The organism is Bacillus sp. MN7755 (assembly GCF_054771475.1).
This window is the reverse complement of the sequence record NZ_BTRL01000019.1, coordinates 61,831-79,113: the sequence shown is the minus strand read 5'-3', so window position 1 is coordinate 79,113 and position 17,283 is coordinate 61,831. Positions and strand designations below refer to the sequence as shown.

Below are 17,283 nucleotides of genomic sequence, written 5' to 3'. Positions count from 1 at the left end.
CTCCTCATAATAATTAATTCATTACAAGGGCTATTTTATCTAAAACATATTAATGTCGTTTAAATAACAAATGAATTTTGTTAGACTTTTGTAAATATATAGTTAATTAGAAATGAAGTCCAACATTCCTTGTATTATCTTATACAACCACTTTTTGTCTAAAAGAGTCTGAGCATTCTTTTCCCATGTCTATTCACATATAATCTTTTCTATAACATGAATAATAATTTAAGTTTTAAGCCTATTAGACAATCTTAATTTTTAACATTTTCTTCGTTTTTTAACACATCGGCCATGCTTCTACATTTAATAGTAGTAAAAGACTACTTAAAAAGGAGGGGGTTGTATTGAAGAATAAAAAAAACATTGGCTGTTTTGCTCCTTTGTCTATCATTTGCCCAGACCCTTGTCCACCGACCCCTCCCCCAAATCCAAATTGCGAGCGAGTAACAAATGAATTTGCAGGGAATTTCCTCATAACGAATAACACCATTCCCTCTGCCAAAGATGCATCACAATCAATGATACTGTGGCAAAGTGATGGAATACTACCTATATCAGGTACTGTCTCGGTTTACAATAGTACTAGCAGCACAGAAGCAATTACAATTGAAATTGTTGGAGCAGTAACCAATATTTTCACCGTGTTTCCTGGTAATACAATATCGTACACAGGAAAAGACTTACAGTCAGTCAGTCTTACTAATATACAAAATAATCCTTCACTATATTTAGAAGGCAAGTACTGTTGCCAATTTACATGTTGCTTATAGAATACCAATTTCATTACTTCCTTAATTAAAAAAGCATACCATTTACGGTATACTTTTTTTATGAAATCGGATAACGTACTGTAATACAAAACTCGCCTTGATTAACAGTTGTTCCTGTTGTAGTAATTCGAACAGTCGTAAAATAACGTACAGTGAAAGTACCACTACTTTGTGGTTGTACAGTAATTGTGTCAACTACTGTAGCACCTACTAAAAAATCAACTGTAATTGGAGCCGCACCTACATCATATTTCACGTAACCTGAACCATATACTTCTTGCGTAATATTATTTGTATATACAATTTGAGTACCAGCACCTGTAATAGACCAGTCTGTACATACTTGATCTTGTACAAGCGTTTTATTAGAACAACAAGACAAACTGGAACTTCTCATTCCCATTTTGATCCTCTCCTATTCTGCTATGAAAGTGGATAACGTGTTGTAATACAAAATTCTCCTTGATACGTTCCAGCAGGTGTTGCAGGTAACACAACTTGTATACTATCAAAGCGGCGATACGTAAAAGCAATACTCGTTCCTGGGTTTAATGTTTGTGTATCTATTACAGTACCAGCAGAATCCAGCGCTTCTACAGTAATTGGGCCTGGTCCAACATCATATTTAACAAAACCAGTACCCACTACGTTTTGGTTAATATTATTTGTATAGAGAACATTATCAATTGCTGTTGCAACTACAGTACCAGACCACGGACTACACACTTTATCTTGCACATAATTTTTATCTGGACAGCAAGTTAATGCTGACCCTGAGCACTCACAAGACATAGTTGTTTCCCCTCTCTCTTTTATATTCCCTATATGTGTATGTCCTTCAGAGTCTTTTGCCTGTACTATTCATCTATTTTCAAAAATTTAACCTGATTACTACTGACTAGATAGATTCCGTTCTGTTTCTTTTTTTCATAAATTTATAGATTAATATACCACCTACAACAATAACCACGACTAGTAATATTGGTAACATATATTGTCCAACAACATCTGCAGCCTTTGCCCAATGCGGACCTAATTTCATTCCAAAATAGACATATAAAGTCGTTAACGGGAACATTGCTACAAATGTATATATACTAAATTTCCATATGTTCATTTTCGCCATACCACATGGAACAGAAATAAGTGTTCGAACTCCAGGTACAAAGCGTCCAACAAACGCTACAACTGGTCCATACTTCTCAAAGAAATCATCTGCTTTTTGAATTTGTTCTTCTTTAATAAAGAAGTATTTCCCGTATTTTATTAATAGAGGACGACCACCGTAATAACCGAGTGCGTATAACGTTAATGGTCCTGTCGTTCCGCCAAGTGTTCCAGCTAATACAGCTAGCCAAAAATTCATATCTCCCTCGTACACCCAATACCCAACCATGGGCAAAACGACTTCTGCCGGAATAAATTCAAACGTTAAAGCCAATACAACTCCAAAATAAGAAAACTGCTTTAAAAACTCAATTATATCTAAAATAATTTGCTCCATATTTTCTACCCCAACTCCTATCCTACGTTTACGTTATGCTTTTCTTGTAATTGAACTGGCGCCATTTTTACAATTCGGTTCAAAATAAATAACACAATTCCAATATCATCTAAAATACCGATAAACGGTAAGAAGTCTGGAATTAAATCGAGCGGCATCACTACATAACCAACTAAAAAAGCAATGGATAAGATTTTCTTCTTTATTGAAACCTCTTTTGAAGTAAAAAAGTCAAATAGGAATGGAACAAATCGGCGAACATGAAATACAACTCTTAATCTACTAATAAGTTTTTTCATTTTTATATCTCCTCTCCTTGTATACAAAAAGGCCCCCACCAAATATGGTAAGGGTCCTAAAAAAGACAATAAGGGGCCTTTACCATTGCTGGTAAAGGTCTCACTAACAACGAAACGTTGCCAATAAAGCCGAGGGTTTCTCCCTGTAATGACGACTTTACTGTAATAAGTTACTCCCCTTTATATACACAATTTTATACAATCACATTAAAATATTTTGGAGGGCTTGTCAATATATTTTATATCCCACACCCTTCTGCTTAACCTTCCGTAAAAACAAAAAACGTATAGGAAATTTCTTACTATCTCATAATATACATAATCATTTTTAAGGAAAGGAGAGGCTTTATTTGCATACCGTATGGAAAGGTGCACTCTCACTTGGACTATTAAATATAGGAATCAAACTATACAGTGCCGTAGAAGAAAACGATATAAAATTTTTGAGTCTCCATAAAGAATGCTTAACACCTATTAAATACAAAAAATTTGCTCCTGATTGTACGGATGAAGAAATTGATGATAAAGATATTGTAAAAGCCTATGAATACGCACCTCATAAGTACATTATTATGGATGAAAAAGAATTAGCTGCATTGCAAAAAGCTCACGAACCACGATCTATTCGAATTATATCTTTTGTCCAAAATAACGAAATTGATTCTGTTCTCTATGATCGTTCTTATTTTATAGGCCCTACTCCAGGACACGAAAAATCGTATCTATTATTAAAAGAAGCTCTTGAACGTACGAATAAACTTGGTCTTATCCATATTTCCATTAGAAAAAAACAACATTTAGCTATTATCCGTAACTTTGAAGATGGGCTTATGTTACAAACCATTCACTATCCTAATGAAATTCGCGATATAACAAAAACACCTAACTTACCAAGTAACGAGAATTATCCTATCCAAAAACAAGAACTCACCGCGGCAATCAATTTAATCCACCATCTTACAAATCCTTTTGAACAAGAAATGTATACAGATGAGTATAAAGAAGCTCTTACCGAATTAATCGAAAATAAAGTTGAACAACAGGAAAAAACGGAAACAATCTCTCCTGCTCCAAACATCATCAATATTATGGAGACATTACAGGCAAGTATTGAACAAGCACAAATAAAAAGAGAAAATAAAAAAGAACAAGAGGCCAAATGATATCGGCCTCTTGTTCTTTAAAGCGGATTACATTTCGGCATTTCGAGTCCAGATGATTGAGCTAATTTTAATAAATAATAACATTCCTCTCTTGCCATATGATCTGCCATTCTCGCTGATAATGCACTTAATATTTCATTCGACAACTCCAATTCTTCAACTTCATGTAAAAAATGTGAAAATAATTTTAGTTCAAGTGAAACATCTTTTGTAAACTTCTTTAATGCAGGAAAATGATGAAGCTCTGTTCTTAAATACCCTGTCATTTCAACTGCCTTCAAATAAAATTGTTCAAAGTGCTTCTCGAATTCTTCACTTTTCTCTTTTAATCTTTTTTCAACAAGATCTAACCCACCAGAAATAGAGCCTGCATGACCAGCTGCATCTGTTAACCAAACGAGATGATAATGCAGTTCATGAAAAACAGGTGGAATTTCCCCTTTCTTCAAAAACTCTAAAACCGTTATATACTCTTCCACTTCGTTTACCATATGATTAATAAAAGTTGGCGTAAAATGAATTGTAATCTTCCCTTCCAACTGTTTCTGTATAATATTTAATTTAAATGTTCGTATTTCCTTTGCAGCTTGTTCTGCCTCTTTTGAAAATGTAATAAGATTGACATTCTGAACTTTATTTAACAAATTCTTAAATGTTTCAACAAAGTAAGTAGCTTTTTTTATATCCTCTTTTTCCTTTGAAGCTAACGCATCAAGTAAAAATTGCGAGTGATCACTTAGCACTTTTAGCCAAAATTGATGCTCAAATAACGCACTTTCTTCATAATTCCTCTCCACTAAATCCCCTCCGTTTATTCATCCTTTTCTATTACTTCAAGTTTATATCCATCTGGGTCTTGTACTACAATACTCTTCTCACGTTTATTTTCTGTATATAAAATTTCATAAAACGCTAGCTTCTTTTTTAACTTCTCTATGTTAGAAATCGAAAATGTTATAACCTCACATGAATTCATAACACTCTTCTCCTGCCCACCCAACATGCGATTCATAACAAAACTAATTCTCGTTGAATCAGCATCATACCAAACCCCTGTTACATCTGATTGTGGTCTTTCTAAACTAGGTTTGATTCCTAAAATCCCTTCGTAAAAATACAAAGTTTCCTTTAAGTTTTTCACTTTCAATACAATGAATTGTTTCACAGTCTCCACATTCATTCCCCCCGTACCTATTACTTTTTTATATGTGTCATAAATGCTCATTATGTCTGAATAGAATACATAGTAATGAACATTTAAGGAGGTTTATTCGTGAATAAATATATGAGATCATTCGTGCCCTATCATAGTCCTCTCGATCCTTGTCCTCCTATCGGAAAAAAATATTATTCTACTCCTCCTAATTTATTTTTAGGCTTTCAACCGCCAAACTTACCGCAATTCACGCCAAAAGAAGCGCTACAAAAAGGGACTTTATGGCCTGTTTTTTATGACTATTATGAAAATCCTTATAAAAAAGGGCGGTGACTATTGACGTGAATCAATCGCTACCAGAAGAATACTATCAGCTTTTACTGGAGCTTCAAGAACTGGACTTTGTACTAGTTGAACTTACTCTTTATTTAGATACACATCCAGATGACACCGCTGCTATTAATCAATTTAATGACTTTTCCTATAAACGAAGAGTATTAAAACAAAAGATGGAAGAAAAATACGGACCACTCCAACAGTTTGGAAATAGCTATTCTAATGCCCCTTGGGAATGGAGTAAAGGTCCTTGGCCATGGCAAATATAAAGGAGAGAAACTATGTGGATTTATGAAAAAAAATTGCAATACCCAGTTAAAGTAGGAACTTGCAATCCAGCACTCGCAAAATTATTAATTGAACAATATGGCGGTGCAGATGGAGAGTTAGCTGCTGCACTCCGTTACTTAAATCAGCGATATACAATTCCCGATAAAGTCATTGGCCTCCTTACCGATATTGGTACAGAAGAATTTGCTCATCTTGAAATGATTGCTACGATGGTTTATAAGCTGACGAAAGATGCGACTCCTGAACAGATGAAGGCAGCTGGTCTCGATCCTCATTACGTCGACCATGACAGCGCACTTCACTACCATAACGCAGCTGGTGTTCCATTTACTGCAACCTATATACAAGCTAAAGGCGATCCAATTGCCGACCTATACGAAGATATTGCGGCTGAAGAAAAAGCACGTGCCACATACCAATGGCTTATTAACCAATCTGACGATCCCGATATAAATGATAGCTTGAGATTCTTACGCGAACGAGAAATTGTCCATTCACAACGTTTCCGAGAAGCAGTTGAAATTTTAAAAGAAGAACGTGATAAAAAAATATTTTTTTAAAACACATATCCTAGCGATATGTGTTTTTTTACGTTTAAAGTTAAATCCTTCCTATATTAAGCATATAAATAGTATATTTATTCAATTTTACGCATTATTTTAAAATGTTTTTAAAATTCCCTATTGCTTTCTAGTCATCAGACCTTTAAAATAATAACAGTTACTCGACAAATTGTTTGAATTTTCGACAAAAACACTCATTAGGAGGAGTTTCTTTATATGCGTACAACTTTAAAACCAGCGCAAATACTTTCGATTAGTTTATTACTATTCGCAGTTTTCTTCGGTGCTGGTAATATGATTTTCCCGCCTCTTCTCGGTCTTTCTTCCGGAGAAAATATGTGGATTTCCATTACAGGATTTATTATTACAGACGTCGGTTTATCTTTACTAGCTATCGTCGCTGTTGCCCTTGCCGGTGGTAGTTTTAACACTTTAGCAAGCCGTGTTCATCCAAAATTCGCAGCAGTATTCGCTATCATTATTTATCTTTCAATCGGCCCACTATTTGTTATTCCACGAACTGGATCTGTATCTTACGAAATTGGGATTGCACCACTTTTCCCAGACCAATGGTACTCTATGTTAGTTTTTAGTGCGATTTTCTTTACAGTCGTCTACTTCTTATCATTAAATCCATCAAAATTAGTAGATCATATCGGAAAAATATTAACGCCAATTCTACTTGTAATTATTGCAATTATGGCAACAAAAGCGATTCTTTCACCAGGAACGTTTGCAGAACCTGTTGGTGACTATAAAGAAATTCCATTTTTCAAAGGATTTCTTGAAGGATTTTTAACATTAGATGCAATTGGTGCTCTCGTGTTATCAACAATCGTTGTAAATGCAATTCGCCAAAACGGTATACAAGAGAAAAAATCGATCGCAAAATATACAATTATTTGTGGGAGCATTGCAGCTCTATTCTTAACAATTGTTTATTTCTTACTTGGTTATATCGGCGCTTCAAACGGCAACTTAGGACAATTCGAGAACGGTGGTCAACTATTAGCTACTGTTATGTACCAGTTCTTTGGGACAAGCGGTAATGTTTTATTAAGTATCGCAATTATTTTTGCATGTTTAACGACAGCAATTGGCGTTGTAAGTGCATTCGCAAACTATTTCGCAACAGTACTAACAAACGTTTCTTACAAAAAGCTCGTACTATACGTTTGTATCTTTAGCTTCGTTATTTCAAACTTAGGCTTAAGCTTACTAATTAAAATTACATTACCTGTATTAATTATTTTATATCCAATTACAATCATTTTAATTTTCGTATCATTTATTGATAAATATACGAAACGTAAACCTTCTGTCTACATCGGAGCAATGATCGCAGCATTCATTATTAGCTGTGTTCACGCACTTGATAATGTGGGAATGATACCAAACTTTATCGCTAATATCGTACACACCATTCCTTTTTATAACTTAGGAATCGGCTGGATTATTCCAGCAATCATCGGTGGTATAATTGGATACTTTATTCCGCAAACAGAAGCTGAAGGCGAAGTTTCTACAAAATAAAGAAAAGAAGCAAGCATGAAATCCGTGCTTGCTTCTTTTTCTCTTCACATCGTATGTTTAAAAGTAAATAACTCTTCTTTTGACTGCACAGCAGATTGTTCCTCTTCTACAACATCCCTCTTTATCTCTCCCCCTAACCTTACTTTCATCATCGCCTCTTCTATACTTTTTACAATCATATTTCCTGAAAAAATAGTGAGTCCAAAAAATGTAATGGGAACGAGAGGAATCCACGGATTCACTGTTAATGATCTAAAATAGACTCCAATTAAACCTGACCATAAAAAATCGCTAGGTTATGACCCTAACGATTCTTTGTGTACCTGTTTTTCTCTTTTCGCAAACGGCATATACAAAATAAAACATCCAATAAGCGCTGCGAGTTCTAATGAAATAATATAGTAAGGATGCGGCCCTAACATATCAAGTAATGAAGCAGTTTCTGGCTTATGAGCTAAAAACATATAATTTCCACCCGTTTTGTAATTCACAAAAGAAACAATTGGAATCAATATGTTTAAAAATATCATCGTGCGTTTAATAGATTGTACTGTCGGACGATACCCTTCTACCCAAGTCATAAAGAGCGGTGCCCAAATGAGTAATACATGCGCGATGAAATATTCAATGAATCGAAAATGCGGAAAAGCATACTGCAAGTTCGGCGTTAAAATAGCTTGTGATGCACCAATAATTCCCGTAAAAAATACAATCTCATATATGCGATAACTTTTCGTTACAATCATAATTGACGCTAACAACAAACTAATCGTACACAACTCAAACGGTAATGAAGTGGCTAGCTCAAAAATCCCCGCTTTCCACTCCCACATATGAAGTCCAATTTCACTCCCTATAAATAGAAATGCAATCGCATATCGAACCGTTATATTCCACTCACTTTGACGCAATAAATCTTGATATTGATACAGAAAAAATATCCCCACCAACATAATAAATAATATAAGGACATGTTGCCTTGAGTATGGAATAAATGGTTTTAATGGATGCGCACTAAAATAAGCTTCCATCTTCCTTCCTCCTCTCTTCCATACAATATTATTGTAAGAAAGAAACGACGAGTCAATTCATTTGCTTACACTAGGACAACCTCTACCTCACATTTACATATTCATACCTTACAAAACTGTAAGGTTATTGTAAGCTAAAACGATTTGTCAGATTCTTTACCTCTTCTATACTGAATGTAGATACTAAAACGAACGAAAAGGTGATAAATAGATGAAGAAGAAAAATAAAGTGTTAATTACTAGTGTAGTAGCAATCGGTATTGCAGCTGGATCATATTTTGCATTTGCTGGCGGTGGTTCAGATGTTGCAATGGCATATAGCGGATATAAAGTAACAGAAAAACAAATTGAAAACGCGCAAAAATTTGGCGGTGAAGTCATTCCAAGCGGAATTGAAACAATTTCATTTGATCCAACAAAAGGTACGTATGAATTATCTGTAAAAAAAGGTGATGAAGTGAAAAAAGGTCAACTCCTTTTTAAATATAATGACCCTACTGCAAAACAAGGTGTAACAGAAGCAGAAATGCAAAAGAAAATTGCACAAAAAGAAGTAACATTGTTCCAAAAACAAATTGATACAGCGAAACAAAAATTACAAAAAGATAAAAATGCAGGCCTTCCCGCTGAAGCATTAAAAGCATCCGAAATCGAAGTGCAACAACTAGAATCACAACTTGAAATGAAAAAGTTTGAAGTTGAAAAAGCTGATGAAATGATTAAAGCAGCAAAAGAGAAAGTAAACACACTTTCTATAACAAGTCCTGCTGATGGCGTAATTGATGATATCGTAAAAATTGCTGATGAAAAAACAGGTATGAGCGGCATTACACTTCGTCACGCTGGTCCATTTAAAGTAAAAGGTCAACTTTCTGAATATGAGCTTGCTAGTATGAAAGTTGGGCAAGAAGTAACTGTTTCATCAAAAACGGTCGCTGGTAAGACTTGGACAGGAAAAGTAACAGAAATCGGTTCTACACCATTAAAGAGTATGGATGAAAACAAAACAGTTTCTAACTATCAATTCACTGTCACATTAGATAATAGTGAAGAATTACAAAACGGCTTCCACGTTTACGTAACAAGTAAATCTGGCGAAGCAACTGGTACGATTGTTCCGAAAAGTAGCATCGTGAAAAAAGGTGACAAAAATATTGTCTTCGTTGTAAAAGATGGCAAAGCGAAAGAACAAGCGGTTACTATTGAATTCGAAACAGATAGCGAAGCAAAAGTTTCTGGAGTGAAAAAAGGAGAACAAATTATCTCTAAACCTGAAAAAGACTTAAAAGATGGTATGGAGGTTGTCGTTGAATGATTAACTTAAAAGGCATCACGAAATCTTTCCAAAATGGTGCAGAATCCGTTCAAATATTACACGGCATTGACGTAACACTGAACCAAGGAGAATTCACTTCTATTATGGGACCATCTGGTTCTGGTAAATCAACATTAATGAACATTATCGGTTGCTTAGATAAACCGACGACAGGTGCATACGAACTAGCTGGTCAAAATATTTCAAACATGTCTGAGACAGAACTTGCACGCGTTCGTAATAAAGAGATCGGGTTCGTATTCCAAAACTTCATGTTATTACCGAGACTTACAGCACTTCAAAATGTAGAGCTACCTCTTATTTACGCTGGAGTCGATAAAAAAGAAAGACGTGAGCGCTCATTAGCTGCTTTAACAAAAGTAGGTTTAGCTGATCGTGCTACTCACCTACCGAACGAATTATCAGGTGGACAAAAACAGCGTGTCGCTGTTGCACGTGCAATTGTAAATAATCCAAAGTTCATTTTAGCCGATGAACCGACGGGGGCACTTGATACGAAAACAAGTACACAGATTATGGACCTCTTTTACGAATTAAATAAACAAGGCTCAACAATCATTATGATTACCCACGATCGTGAAATTGGGGAAGCAGCAGCCCGCCAAATTGTAATTCGTGACGGAAATATCGTCCAAGATTGGAGAGGTTAATTTTGAACACGAGTGAAAATATACGCATGGCCCTTTCCTCTATCTTTGCTCATAAAATGCGTTCTATCTTAACGATGTTAGGTATTATTATCGGTATTAGTGCCATTATTACTATCATTTCAATGGGTGATGGTACTAACGCAAAGTTTAAAAAAGAATTAGGCCAAGGAAAAGATAACGAAGTAACGATTTACTACAACAATCCTGACTATGGAACAGATAATGCCAAAATTACAGCTGATATGCTAAACCGTCTGCAAACTGTACCAGGCGTTAAAGATGTGTATCCTGATGTAAGTATGAAAGTAAAAGCATCTTCTGGTTCAAAAGATGTAAATCTTGATTTAAAAGGTGGAACAGGCGCCTTTATGACAGATTCGAAAATAAAATTAGTTCACGGTCGTGAATTAAACGACAGCGAATTAAACCAAGCAATCCCTGCTGTTATATTAAATGAAGAAGCTTTCAACAAATTATTTAGTGGTTGGGAATCAAATCAATACACAGATATAAAAGGAAAGCCGTATAAAATAGTCGGTGTATACGAAACGAAAAACGACTTCGGAATGCCTATGCCTGAAGGTTATACGTCACTTGAAAACGCGCCTGTCATTTCAGGAGTAAATGAGTATGACTCTGTAAGATTAACAATGACCTCTCCGACAGAGCGTAAAAGTGTAGAAAAACAAGCCGTTTCTGTTTTAAATGAAATGAAAGCTCCTAAATTTGAGCATAAATTCGAAGCACAGGACTTAGGTGAATTTACGAAGCAATTAGATGAATCAATCGGTATGATGAAGATGGTATTCGGTGGTATTGCCGCTATTTCCTTACTTGTTGGTGGTATCGGTGTAATGAACATTATGCTTGTATCTGTAACAGAACGTACACGTGAAATCGGTATTCGTAAAGCACTTGGTGCAACGCGCGGTAAAGTGTTAACACAATTCTTAATCGAATCTTGTATTTTAACAGGACTCGGTGGTTTCATCGGATTCATGCTCGGTATCTTCTTCGCTTGGATCGTCTCAATCTTTGCCGGATGGCCACTCGTTGTCTCAAAAGAACTTGGACTTCTTGCAGTAGGTATCTCAATGTTAATCGGTATTATATTCGGTCTACTACCAGCTAACAAAGCTGCAAAACTGGATCCAATTGAATGTTTACGATATGAATAAATAAAAAACGTAGGAGTTTACACTCTTACGTTTTTTATTTATCTATTAAATCGTGTTTCTTCTATTATATATGTTTCACGTTATAAACACCTTTAATTATTTTAACCTACTAAAGCTATTATAGAATCCTATTATTGCAAAAATAATATGTGACAGACCAAAATCAAGGCGTAATTTTTTCCATACCTCGACTTATTTTGTAACAATTATGGCGATTTTTTATTAAATTTCACCTCATTTATATTCCTCCACAGCCAAAATAGTTATTTTTACATAACTAATCACCTGTTCCAACAGCAAAATACGTCGTTTTTGTAACAGTTAAGAAATATTTATGTAACACTACAGAAACACTATTAACCTATTAGAAATTGAAATACCATCCATTTTATGTATAACATGCTCAAACCTCCCCTAAAAACTATAAGAAAGCGCTTTTAGGATATTACTGGAATTATTACAGAATATTAATGCCCCGTTACGAAAGCTTTGTAATTCGATGTTTTTCGCAAATAAGAAAATAATGGTTGCTATAATGAGGTCAACGAAAACAAATGCAATGGAGGCTATTATGAAAAAATTTATGGGTATAGCAACAGCAGCGGTTTTTGGTCTTGGGATTTTCACAACATCTGCTAAAGCAGAAACAATCGTAACGACTGATGTACTAAATGTACGAGAAAACCCAACTACTGAATCAAAAGTTGTAGGAAAATTATTAGATGGATATAAAGTTAACGTTTTACATACAGAAAACGGATGGTCAAAAGTGAAATTGAATAGCGGTAAAGAAGCTTTCATTAGCGCTGACTACACAAAAGACACTTACTACGTAACAGCTAACGTATTAAACGTACGTGCTGGTGCAAACACAGACTCAGAAATTCTTGGTAAATTGAAACAAGATGATGTAATTGAAACAACACACCAAGTTGAAAATGATTGGATCCAATTTGAATATAACGGAAAAACAGCTTATGTTCATGTTCCTTACTTAACAGGTAAAGCTCCAATTAAAGTACAACCAGTAGTTAAAGCTGAAAAAACAACTAAAGTTCAAGATACAGCTAAAGTTCGTGAAGCAGTTAAAGCTGGTGAAGTAGCTGAAACTCAAGCAAAAGCTAAAGCTCAGGCAGCAACTGAAGCTCGTGAAGCAGCTGAAGCTCAAGCAGCGGCTAAAGCTCAAGAAGCAGCTAAAGCTCGTGAAGCAGCTAAAGCTCAAGCAGAAGCTAAAGCTCAGGCAGAAGCTGAAGCTCAAGCAGAAGTTAAAGCTCAAGAGGCAGCTAAAGCTCGTGAAGCAGCTAAAGCTCAAGAAGCAGCTGAGGCTCAAGCAGCGGCTAAAGCTCAAGAAGCAGCTAAAGCTCGTGAAGCAGCTAAAGCTCAGGCAGAAGCTGAAGCTCAAGCAGAAGTTAAAGCTCAAGAGGCAGCTAAAGCTCGTGAAGCGGCTAAAACTCAAAAACCAGCTACACAACAACCTGTTGCAAAAGAAACTGAAACAAGTGCACCATCATCTTCTCGTGAGTTACGCGTTGTAGCAACAGCTTACACAGCAGATCCACTTGAAAATGGTTATAAAGCAGGCGACCAAGTAAAATCAGCTTTAGGTCACAACTTAACAGCTAATCCAAACATGAAACTAATCGCAGTTGATCCAAGTGTTATTCCATTAGGTTCAAAAGTATGGGTTGAAGGTTATGGAGTAGCAATCGCTGGTGATACTGGTGGAGCTATTAAAGGAAATAAAATCGACGTTTTAATGCCAGACAAAGGTACATCAAATAACTGGGGACGTAAAACAGTTACAGTTAAAGTATTAAACTAGTTAGTAAAAAAGAGTCAGTCTCATTGAGGCTGACTCTTTTTGCATTCCTTCTAAAGGAAAATATACTTCTACCTGAAATTATATCAACGATTTTTCGAATATATCTATCGTAACTTATAATATATCAACGATTCGACAAGGGATATCGATGTACCGACAAACTTTGACATTACAAAGTACTTTATGATAAAAAGGCTGCCCAAAATTCGGACAGCCCCCTATACTTCCCTATTCCACACAAGTAAACTGTGTCCAAGCTCCTACATAATCTAGTAAGAATAACTCTTCTTCCGCTATTGTACCGACGATATTTTTCCGTTCATCTATCGGCATTTCTTTTAGAATGATTTGTAGTTCGCCTTTATACTTACCAAATGAGTTGTTACCAATTACAACTTGCCCTCTTTCCTGTAGTACACTTTCGCGCACCGGGAAGTCATAGTCTTTGTATTTTTTACGTACTTCTGTAGAACGTACCATATATTCTGTTATGTCACCGCGTCTTACGTGTAATTCTTGCAGTGTCGCTCTCTTCTCTACTTCAGTCGCTTCGTCTACAAAGTTTACTTTTAGCTGTAACATGTAACGATTTAAGTTTCCTAGTTTCTCTAACTCTTCTTCACTTGCATAAGCATTTCCGATAATCACATCATCAATAAGCCCTGTTGCCCATAAATGTTTCGCTTGTACTTCAATTGGTAAATTACGATGCCCTTCTAACGTACATAATCCGTCGTTAATATCCCATGGACCGATGTTAGCTGCATGTGACGTAATAAAGGCTGCTGTGCGAATACCATGCTTTTTAAAGCGTTCACTACAGCGAATGAAATAGTCATACGGAAGTCCAGTAAATTTTTGCGGATAGAAGTTATGACAACCAATTAAAGCTGATTTATTCGCTTGATGCGAAAGAATATTTTCTAAGTACGCAATATCGTTACTTACATTTAGCTCAATTTTTAAGCCGTATGGGTTATTCGTCATTTTCGCTTCAGTTAATCCGTCAAATCCTAAATCTAAACGAATACCATCTGCACCTAACTCTGCGAAAAATGATAGATCACTATAACTAATACCGAGCTGATCAAAGACAGCCGGAGCTACATCTAAAATAACTTCCATATTGTTATCTTTTGCATGATTAATAATTTCTTTAAATTCAGCTACAATTTCTTCTTTCGGACGATTCACAGATAATAGACATGTGAATATTCTTGAAAAACCGTGGCGTGCCGCTGCCGAAATGTATGCCATATCTTTTTCTTTCGTTGAATGCTCTGGATAAAGTGAAATTCCTAATTTACGCTCCATGCTTTTGCATCTCCTTCACACGTTGTATTAATGCCATGCTCGTAAATCTATATTTTGCAGATAAACATGTTGCACATAAAATCGTTGGTACAATGATAACGTACGGTGATTGTAAGCTTAGCATTACATAGGCACCCATTGAACTACCGATAAATAAAATTGATACGAGTAGTAACACTAATAACGATTTACTTTGTACCCATTTTGAATAATGTGCTATGCACTGTCCCGCTACAAATGTAATTAAGATGATAATTGCTCCGAGCATTCTGTTTTCTCCTCTCCTGCTAATTGTTGTTTCTCATACATTTTGAAGAATGGATAGTAAATAACGAATGAGATAACAAAGTTAACAAGTACAAGTACACCAGCCATAATTGTCCAGTCCGTACTAATAATCGCTGCAATTGGTGCTAACATCGTAAATGGCAATTTCGCCATCATCAACGGAATCATACCTGAAACAACTGCGAAATATGATACTGTCGTTGTAACTAGCGGTGTAATAACGAACGGAATAATTAAGATTGGGTTCATTACAATCGGTGCCCCGAAAATAATTGGTTCGTTAATATTGAATAAACCTGGTACGAATGATAATCTACCTAACTCTTTTAGGAACTTAGATTTAGAGAACATAAACATAATTACTAAAGCTAACGTTGAGCCTGATCCACCGATCCATACGAACCATTGAATAAATTGCTCTGTAAATAAGTTTGGTAACTGATGTGCATTTCCTGTAGCTGTGAATACTTCCATATTTTCAAGAATTGCTGAATCCCACATCGGACGAATGATTGGTCCTAAAATTGCTGGTCCATGTATACCGAATGACCAGAAGAACACGATTAAGAATACTGTTAATAAACCGCCGAATAAATTATTTCCTACTAATACTGATTTTAATGGTGCGATTAAATATGTGATCGTTGTATTTACATCAAATTTTAAACCGTAACGAATACCCCAGAATAAAAGAATAACGACTAGAGTTGGAATTAATGCTGCAAACGAGTTTGCAACTGCTGGTGGTACACTCTCTGGTAATTTAATCGAGATATTATGCTTAATCATAAAGTGATAAATTTCTACTGCAATTAATGCTGTAACAATTGCGCCGAATAAAGATGTTGCACTTAATGTTCCTACTGAAATGTATCTACCTGCATCAATAACACCTGGCACAGCTTTCGTGATTTGAATTGGTTCAACCGATGCTAGTAAAAAGGCGAGTACGGATAATAATCCTGCACTTAATTGATTGAGCTGATAAAAGTTGGCGAGCGAAGCCCCTACCCCAAATGCTGCGTATAATGCCATTAATCCTACTGTAAATCGGAATGGAATATCTAAAATATGACGAAACGGTGCAATCCACTCCATATATGCATCAATCGGTAAATTTAAAAAGATAACGAAAAATGATCCGACAATCGTTAACGGTAATGTAGAAATAACCCCGTTTCGAATTGCTAATAAATGTCGCTGTCCCGCAATCTTTTGCGTTGTTGGCATAATCTTTTGTTCCATAAAACTCATAAATCCATTCATCAATACCCCTCCTCTTTCTCTTTTCTATGAAAGAACGAAATAAAGTTATAACATTATAATGTTTATATTTAAAAAAATATAATTATGCTAAAACTAATTGTTCTGCTTGCTTAAGCACTTTCAAACCATCACACATGCCATAATCTCGTTGGTCTATAATCGCAACTGGTATATTATATGAATTTGCAAGAGACTCTACCGCTGGAAATAAATATTTCACTTGCGGACCGATTAAAACGACATCAGCTTCCTTAATTTCAAGCTTCACTAGTTCTGAATCAACCGCCTTAATTTTATAATTCTTTCCTTGCTTCTTTGCTTCTTCTTGCATTTTTCTTACGACCATACTCGTTGACATGCCTGCTGCACAACATAATAAAATGTACATCTTATACTGTCACTTTCTCTTCCACTCGTTTATGAAGAGTAATAAATTCTTCCGCAAGTTCTTTCACTGTAATTGCATTCATTAAATGATCTTGTGCATGCACTAACAGTAAACTTATTTCTGCATGATTTCCTCTTGCTTCCTCTTGAATTAAATCCGTCTGAATACGATGAGCTGCTGAAATTTCTTCACTAGCAAGTTTCATCTTTTCACTCGCATTCTCAAAATCTCCTTGTCTTGCAAAAGCAATTGCTTCAAGCGATGCGCTTCTCGCGTTGCCACCATGTAAAATTAACGCAAATGGAGTTTGCATATCAGTCATTTTAAATTCCCCCAAGCTATCTTTTTTCTATATTTTTATCTTATTATGAAAACGCATACAATTAAACATA

At 35.5% G+C, this 17,283-nt stretch carries 23 protein-coding genes and 1 pseudogene; 10 read left to right on the top strand and 14 right to left on the bottom strand.

Annotated elements, in window-relative coordinates:
* Positions 1-280: 280 nt before the first annotated feature.
* Positions 281-478, bottom strand: coding sequence for a hypothetical protein (locus tag ACYVEC_RS22235; protein WP_228490043.1), 198 nt, complete (start codon positions 476-478; stop codon positions 281-283).
* On the opposite strand from ACYVEC_RS22235, the gene ACYVEC_RS22230 reads away from it, so the two are divergent.
* Entirely contained in the window at positions 384-773 is a 390-nt protein-coding gene (locus ACYVEC_RS22230; protein WP_231428401.1) for an S-Ena type endospore appendage, read from the top strand. The two genes, ACYVEC_RS22235 and ACYVEC_RS22230, sit on opposite strands and share 95 nt — an antisense overlap.
* Before the next feature lie 58 nt (positions 774-831).
* Here ACYVEC_RS22230 and ACYVEC_RS22225 read toward each other — a convergent pair whose 3' ends face one another.
* From ACYVEC_RS22225 to ACYVEC_RS22210, 4 genes are all read right to left on the bottom strand, one after another.
* Complete coding sequence (locus ACYVEC_RS22225) at positions 832-1,176, bottom strand: DUF3992 domain-containing protein (protein ID WP_000525812.1); 345 nt, start codon at positions 1,174-1,176, stop codon at positions 832-834.
* A 20-nt stretch (positions 1,177-1,196) separates the two neighbouring features.
* A complete protein-coding gene (locus ACYVEC_RS22220; RefSeq protein ID WP_336448194.1) occupies positions 1,197-1,565 on the bottom strand; it encodes a DUF3992 domain-containing protein in 369 nt (122 codons plus the stop codon).
* Positions 1,566-1,671: 106 nt separating this feature from the next.
* Positions 1,672-2,277, bottom strand: coding sequence for a DedA family protein (locus tag ACYVEC_RS22215; RefSeq protein WP_071711315.1), 606 nt, complete (start codon positions 2,275-2,277; stop codon positions 1,672-1,674).
* A 17-nt stretch (positions 2,278-2,294) separates the two neighbouring features.
* Positions 2,295-2,576, bottom strand: coding sequence for a YkvA family protein (locus ACYVEC_RS22210; protein ID WP_048526326.1), 282 nt, complete (start codon positions 2,574-2,576; stop codon positions 2,295-2,297).
* 350 nt (positions 2,577-2,926) lie between these two features.
* Here ACYVEC_RS22210 and ku point away from each other — a divergent pair, with 350 nt between their 5' ends.
* Entirely contained in the window at positions 2,927-3,739 is an 813-nt protein-coding gene (ku, locus tag ACYVEC_RS22205) for a non-homologous end joining protein Ku (RefSeq protein WP_098555738.1), read from the top strand.
* Between the two features lie 17 nt (positions 3,740-3,756).
* Here ku and ACYVEC_RS22200 read toward each other — a convergent pair whose 3' ends face one another.
* Together ACYVEC_RS22200 and ACYVEC_RS22195 are read right to left on the bottom strand one after the other, a co-directional pair.
* Positions 3,757-4,536, bottom strand: coding sequence for a DUF2935 domain-containing protein (locus tag ACYVEC_RS22200; RefSeq protein WP_199677939.1), 780 nt, complete (start codon positions 4,534-4,536; stop codon positions 3,757-3,759).
* A 14-nt stretch (positions 4,537-4,550) separates the two neighbouring features.
* The gene (locus ACYVEC_RS22195; RefSeq protein WP_142332735.1) at positions 4,551-4,964 is read right to left on the bottom strand and encodes a VOC family protein; all 414 of its coding nucleotides are present in this window, start codon (positions 4,962-4,964) and stop codon (positions 4,551-4,553) included.
* Positions 4,965-5,012: 48 nt separating this feature from the next.
* On the opposite strand from ACYVEC_RS22195, the gene ACYVEC_RS22190 reads away from it, so the two are divergent.
* The 4 genes from ACYVEC_RS22190 (at position 5,013) to brnQ2 (ending at position 7,618) form a co-directional block, all read left to right on the top strand.
* On the top strand, positions 5,013-5,228 hold the full coding sequence (locus ACYVEC_RS22190) for a spore coat associated protein CotJA (protein ID WP_001046257.1): 216 nt from the start codon (positions 5,013-5,015) through the stop codon (positions 5,226-5,228).
* 8 nt (positions 5,229-5,236) lie between these two features.
* The gene (locus ACYVEC_RS22185; protein WP_001076510.1) at positions 5,237-5,500 is read left to right on the top strand and encodes a spore coat protein CotJB; all 264 of its coding nucleotides are present in this window, start codon (positions 5,237-5,239) and stop codon (positions 5,498-5,500) included.
* A gap of 12 nt (positions 5,501-5,512) precedes the next feature.
* Positions 5,513-6,082, top strand: a complete 570-nt coding sequence (gene cotJC, locus ACYVEC_RS22180; RefSeq protein WP_000265276.1) for a spore coat protein CotJC — start codon at positions 5,513-5,515, stop codon at positions 6,080-6,082.
* Positions 6,083-6,301: 219 nt separating this feature from the next.
* Entirely contained in the window at positions 6,302-7,618 is a 1,317-nt protein-coding gene (gene brnQ2 / locus ACYVEC_RS22175; protein WP_063223738.1) for a branched-chain amino acid transport system II carrier protein BrnQ2, read from the top strand.
* Between the two features lie 44 nt (positions 7,619-7,662).
* Here brnQ2 and ACYVEC_RS22170 read toward each other — a convergent pair.
* Both ACYVEC_RS22170 and ACYVEC_RS22165 read right to left on the bottom strand, forming a co-directional pair.
* A pseudogene (locus tag ACYVEC_RS22170) lies at positions 7,663-7,899 on the bottom strand (peptide ABC transporter permease); the annotation flags it as partial.
* 15 nt (positions 7,900-7,914) lie between these two features.
* Positions 7,915-8,649: a YwaF family protein gene (locus ACYVEC_RS22165; protein WP_063223734.1), complete on the bottom strand. Its 735-nt coding sequence runs from the start codon at positions 8,647-8,649 to the stop codon at positions 7,915-7,917.
* Between the two features lie 211 nt (positions 8,650-8,860).
* On the opposite strand from ACYVEC_RS22165, the gene ACYVEC_RS22160 reads away from it, so the two are divergent.
* From ACYVEC_RS22160 to entC, 4 genes are all read left to right on the top strand, one after another.
* Entirely contained in the window at positions 8,861-9,964 is a 1,104-nt protein-coding gene (locus ACYVEC_RS22160) for an efflux RND transporter periplasmic adaptor subunit (protein WP_063223732.1), read from the top strand.
* On the top strand, positions 9,961-10,635 hold the full coding sequence (locus tag ACYVEC_RS22155; RefSeq protein WP_000609098.1) for an ABC transporter ATP-binding protein: 675 nt from the start codon (positions 9,961-9,963) through the stop codon (positions 10,633-10,635). Before ACYVEC_RS22160 ends, ACYVEC_RS22155 begins: the two co-directional genes overlap by 4 nt.
* Positions 10,636-10,661: 26 nt before the next feature.
* Complete coding sequence (locus ACYVEC_RS22150) at positions 10,662-11,813, top strand: ABC transporter permease (RefSeq protein WP_412678171.1); 1,152 nt, start codon at positions 10,662-10,664, stop codon at positions 11,811-11,813.
* A gap of 448 nt (positions 11,814-12,261) precedes the next feature.
* Positions 12,262-13,635, top strand: a complete 1,374-nt coding sequence (entC, locus tag ACYVEC_RS22145) for a cell wall-binding protein EntC (protein ID WP_460508392.1) — start codon at positions 12,262-12,264, stop codon at positions 13,633-13,635.
* Positions 13,636-13,863: 228 nt separating this feature from the next.
* On the opposite strand, the gene ACYVEC_RS22140 is transcribed toward entC, so the two are convergent.
* The 5 genes from ACYVEC_RS22140 to ACYVEC_RS22120 all read right to left on the bottom strand — a co-directional run bounded on the left by ACYVEC_RS22140 (position 13,864) and on the right by ACYVEC_RS22120 (position 17,213).
* Positions 13,864-14,949 (bottom strand): DUF871 domain-containing protein, encoded by a 1,086-nt coding sequence (locus ACYVEC_RS22140; protein WP_199677940.1) that lies wholly within the window; start codon positions 14,947-14,949, stop codon positions 13,864-13,866.
* The gene (locus ACYVEC_RS22135) at positions 14,939-15,217 is read right to left on the bottom strand and encodes a hypothetical protein (protein ID WP_151631572.1); all 279 of its coding nucleotides are present in this window, start codon (positions 15,215-15,217) and stop codon (positions 14,939-14,941) included. The genes ACYVEC_RS22140 and ACYVEC_RS22135 overlap by 11 nt, the downstream gene beginning before the upstream one ends.
* Positions 15,193-16,503 (bottom strand): PTS sugar transporter subunit IIC, encoded by a 1,311-nt coding sequence (locus ACYVEC_RS22130; RefSeq protein ID WP_063223724.1) that lies wholly within the window; start codon positions 16,501-16,503, stop codon positions 15,193-15,195. Before ACYVEC_RS22130 ends, ACYVEC_RS22135 begins: the two co-directional genes overlap by 25 nt.
* Before the next feature lie 82 nt (positions 16,504-16,585).
* Positions 16,586-16,891 carry a PTS sugar transporter subunit IIB gene (locus ACYVEC_RS22125; protein ID WP_063223722.1) on the bottom strand — a complete coding sequence of 102 codons (306 nt, stop codon included), beginning with the start codon at positions 16,889-16,891 and terminating at the stop codon, positions 16,586-16,588.
* Between the two features lies 1 nt (position 16,892).
* Positions 16,893-17,213 carry a PTS lactose/cellobiose transporter subunit IIA gene (locus ACYVEC_RS22120; protein WP_199677941.1) on the bottom strand — a complete coding sequence of 107 codons (321 nt, stop codon included), beginning with the start codon at positions 17,211-17,213 and terminating at the stop codon, positions 16,893-16,895.
* Positions 17,214-17,283 lie beyond the last annotated feature (70 nt).

What these genes read in the sequence shown, in the direction of transcription:
- ACYVEC_RS22235 (WP_228490043.1), bottom strand. Translation starts at nt 478, where the DNA reads ATGAGGAAATTCCCTGCAAATTCATTTGTTACTCGCTCGCAATTTGGA.
- ACYVEC_RS22210 (WP_048526326.1), bottom strand. Translation starts at nt 2,576, where the DNA reads ATGAAAAAACTTATTAGTAGATTAAGAGTTGTATTTCATGTTCGCCGA.
- ACYVEC_RS22160 (WP_063223732.1), top strand. Translation starts at nt 8,861, where the DNA reads ATGAAGAAGAAAAATAAAGTGTTAATTACTAGTGTAGTAGCAATCGGT.
- ACYVEC_RS22150 (WP_412678171.1), top strand. Translation starts at nt 10,662, where the DNA reads ATGGCCCTTTCCTCTATCTTTGCTCATAAAATGCGTTCTATCTTAACG.
- ACYVEC_RS22195 (WP_142332735.1), bottom strand. Translation starts at nt 4,964, where the DNA reads ATGAGCATTTATGACACATATAAAAAAGTAATAGGTACGGGGGGAATG.
- brnQ2 (WP_063223738.1), top strand. Translation starts at nt 6,302, where the DNA reads ATGCGTACAACTTTAAAACCAGCGCAAATACTTTCGATTAGTTTATTA.
- ACYVEC_RS22125 (WP_063223722.1), bottom strand. Translation starts at nt 16,891, where the DNA reads ATGTACATTTTATTATGTTGTGCAGCAGGCATGTCAACGAGTATGGTC.
- cotJC (WP_000265276.1), top strand. Translation starts at nt 5,513, where the DNA reads ATGTGGATTTATGAAAAAAAATTGCAATACCCAGTTAAAGTAGGAACT.
- ACYVEC_RS22120 (WP_199677941.1), bottom strand. Translation starts at nt 17,213, where the DNA reads ATGACTGATATGCAAACTCCATTTGCGTTAATTTTACATGGTGGCAAC.
- ACYVEC_RS22140 (WP_199677940.1), bottom strand. Translation starts at nt 14,949, where the DNA reads ATGGAGCGTAAATTAGGAATTTCACTTTATCCAGAGCATTCAACGAAA.
- ACYVEC_RS22130 (WP_063223724.1), bottom strand. Translation starts at nt 16,503, where the DNA reads ATGAATGGATTTATGAGTTTTATGGAACAAAAGATTATGCCAACAACG.
- ACYVEC_RS22135 (WP_151631572.1), bottom strand. Translation starts at nt 15,217, where the DNA reads ATGCTCGGAGCAATTATCATCTTAATTACATTTGTAGCGGGACAGTGC.
- ACYVEC_RS22215 (WP_071711315.1), bottom strand. Translation starts at nt 2,277, where the DNA reads ATGGAGCAAATTATTTTAGATATAATTGAGTTTTTAAAGCAGTTTTCT.
- ACYVEC_RS22225 (WP_000525812.1), bottom strand. Translation starts at nt 1,176, where the DNA reads ATGGGAATGAGAAGTTCCAGTTTGTCTTGTTGTTCTAATAAAACGCTT.
- ACYVEC_RS22155 (WP_000609098.1), top strand. Translation starts at nt 9,961, where the DNA reads ATGATTAACTTAAAAGGCATCACGAAATCTTTCCAAAATGGTGCAGAA.
- ACYVEC_RS22220 (WP_336448194.1), bottom strand. Translation starts at nt 1,565, where the DNA reads ATGTCTTGTGAGTGCTCAGGGTCAGCATTAACTTGCTGTCCAGATAAA.
- ACYVEC_RS22165 (WP_063223734.1), bottom strand. Translation starts at nt 8,649, where the DNA reads ATGGAAGCTTATTTTAGTGCGCATCCATTAAAACCATTTATTCCATAC.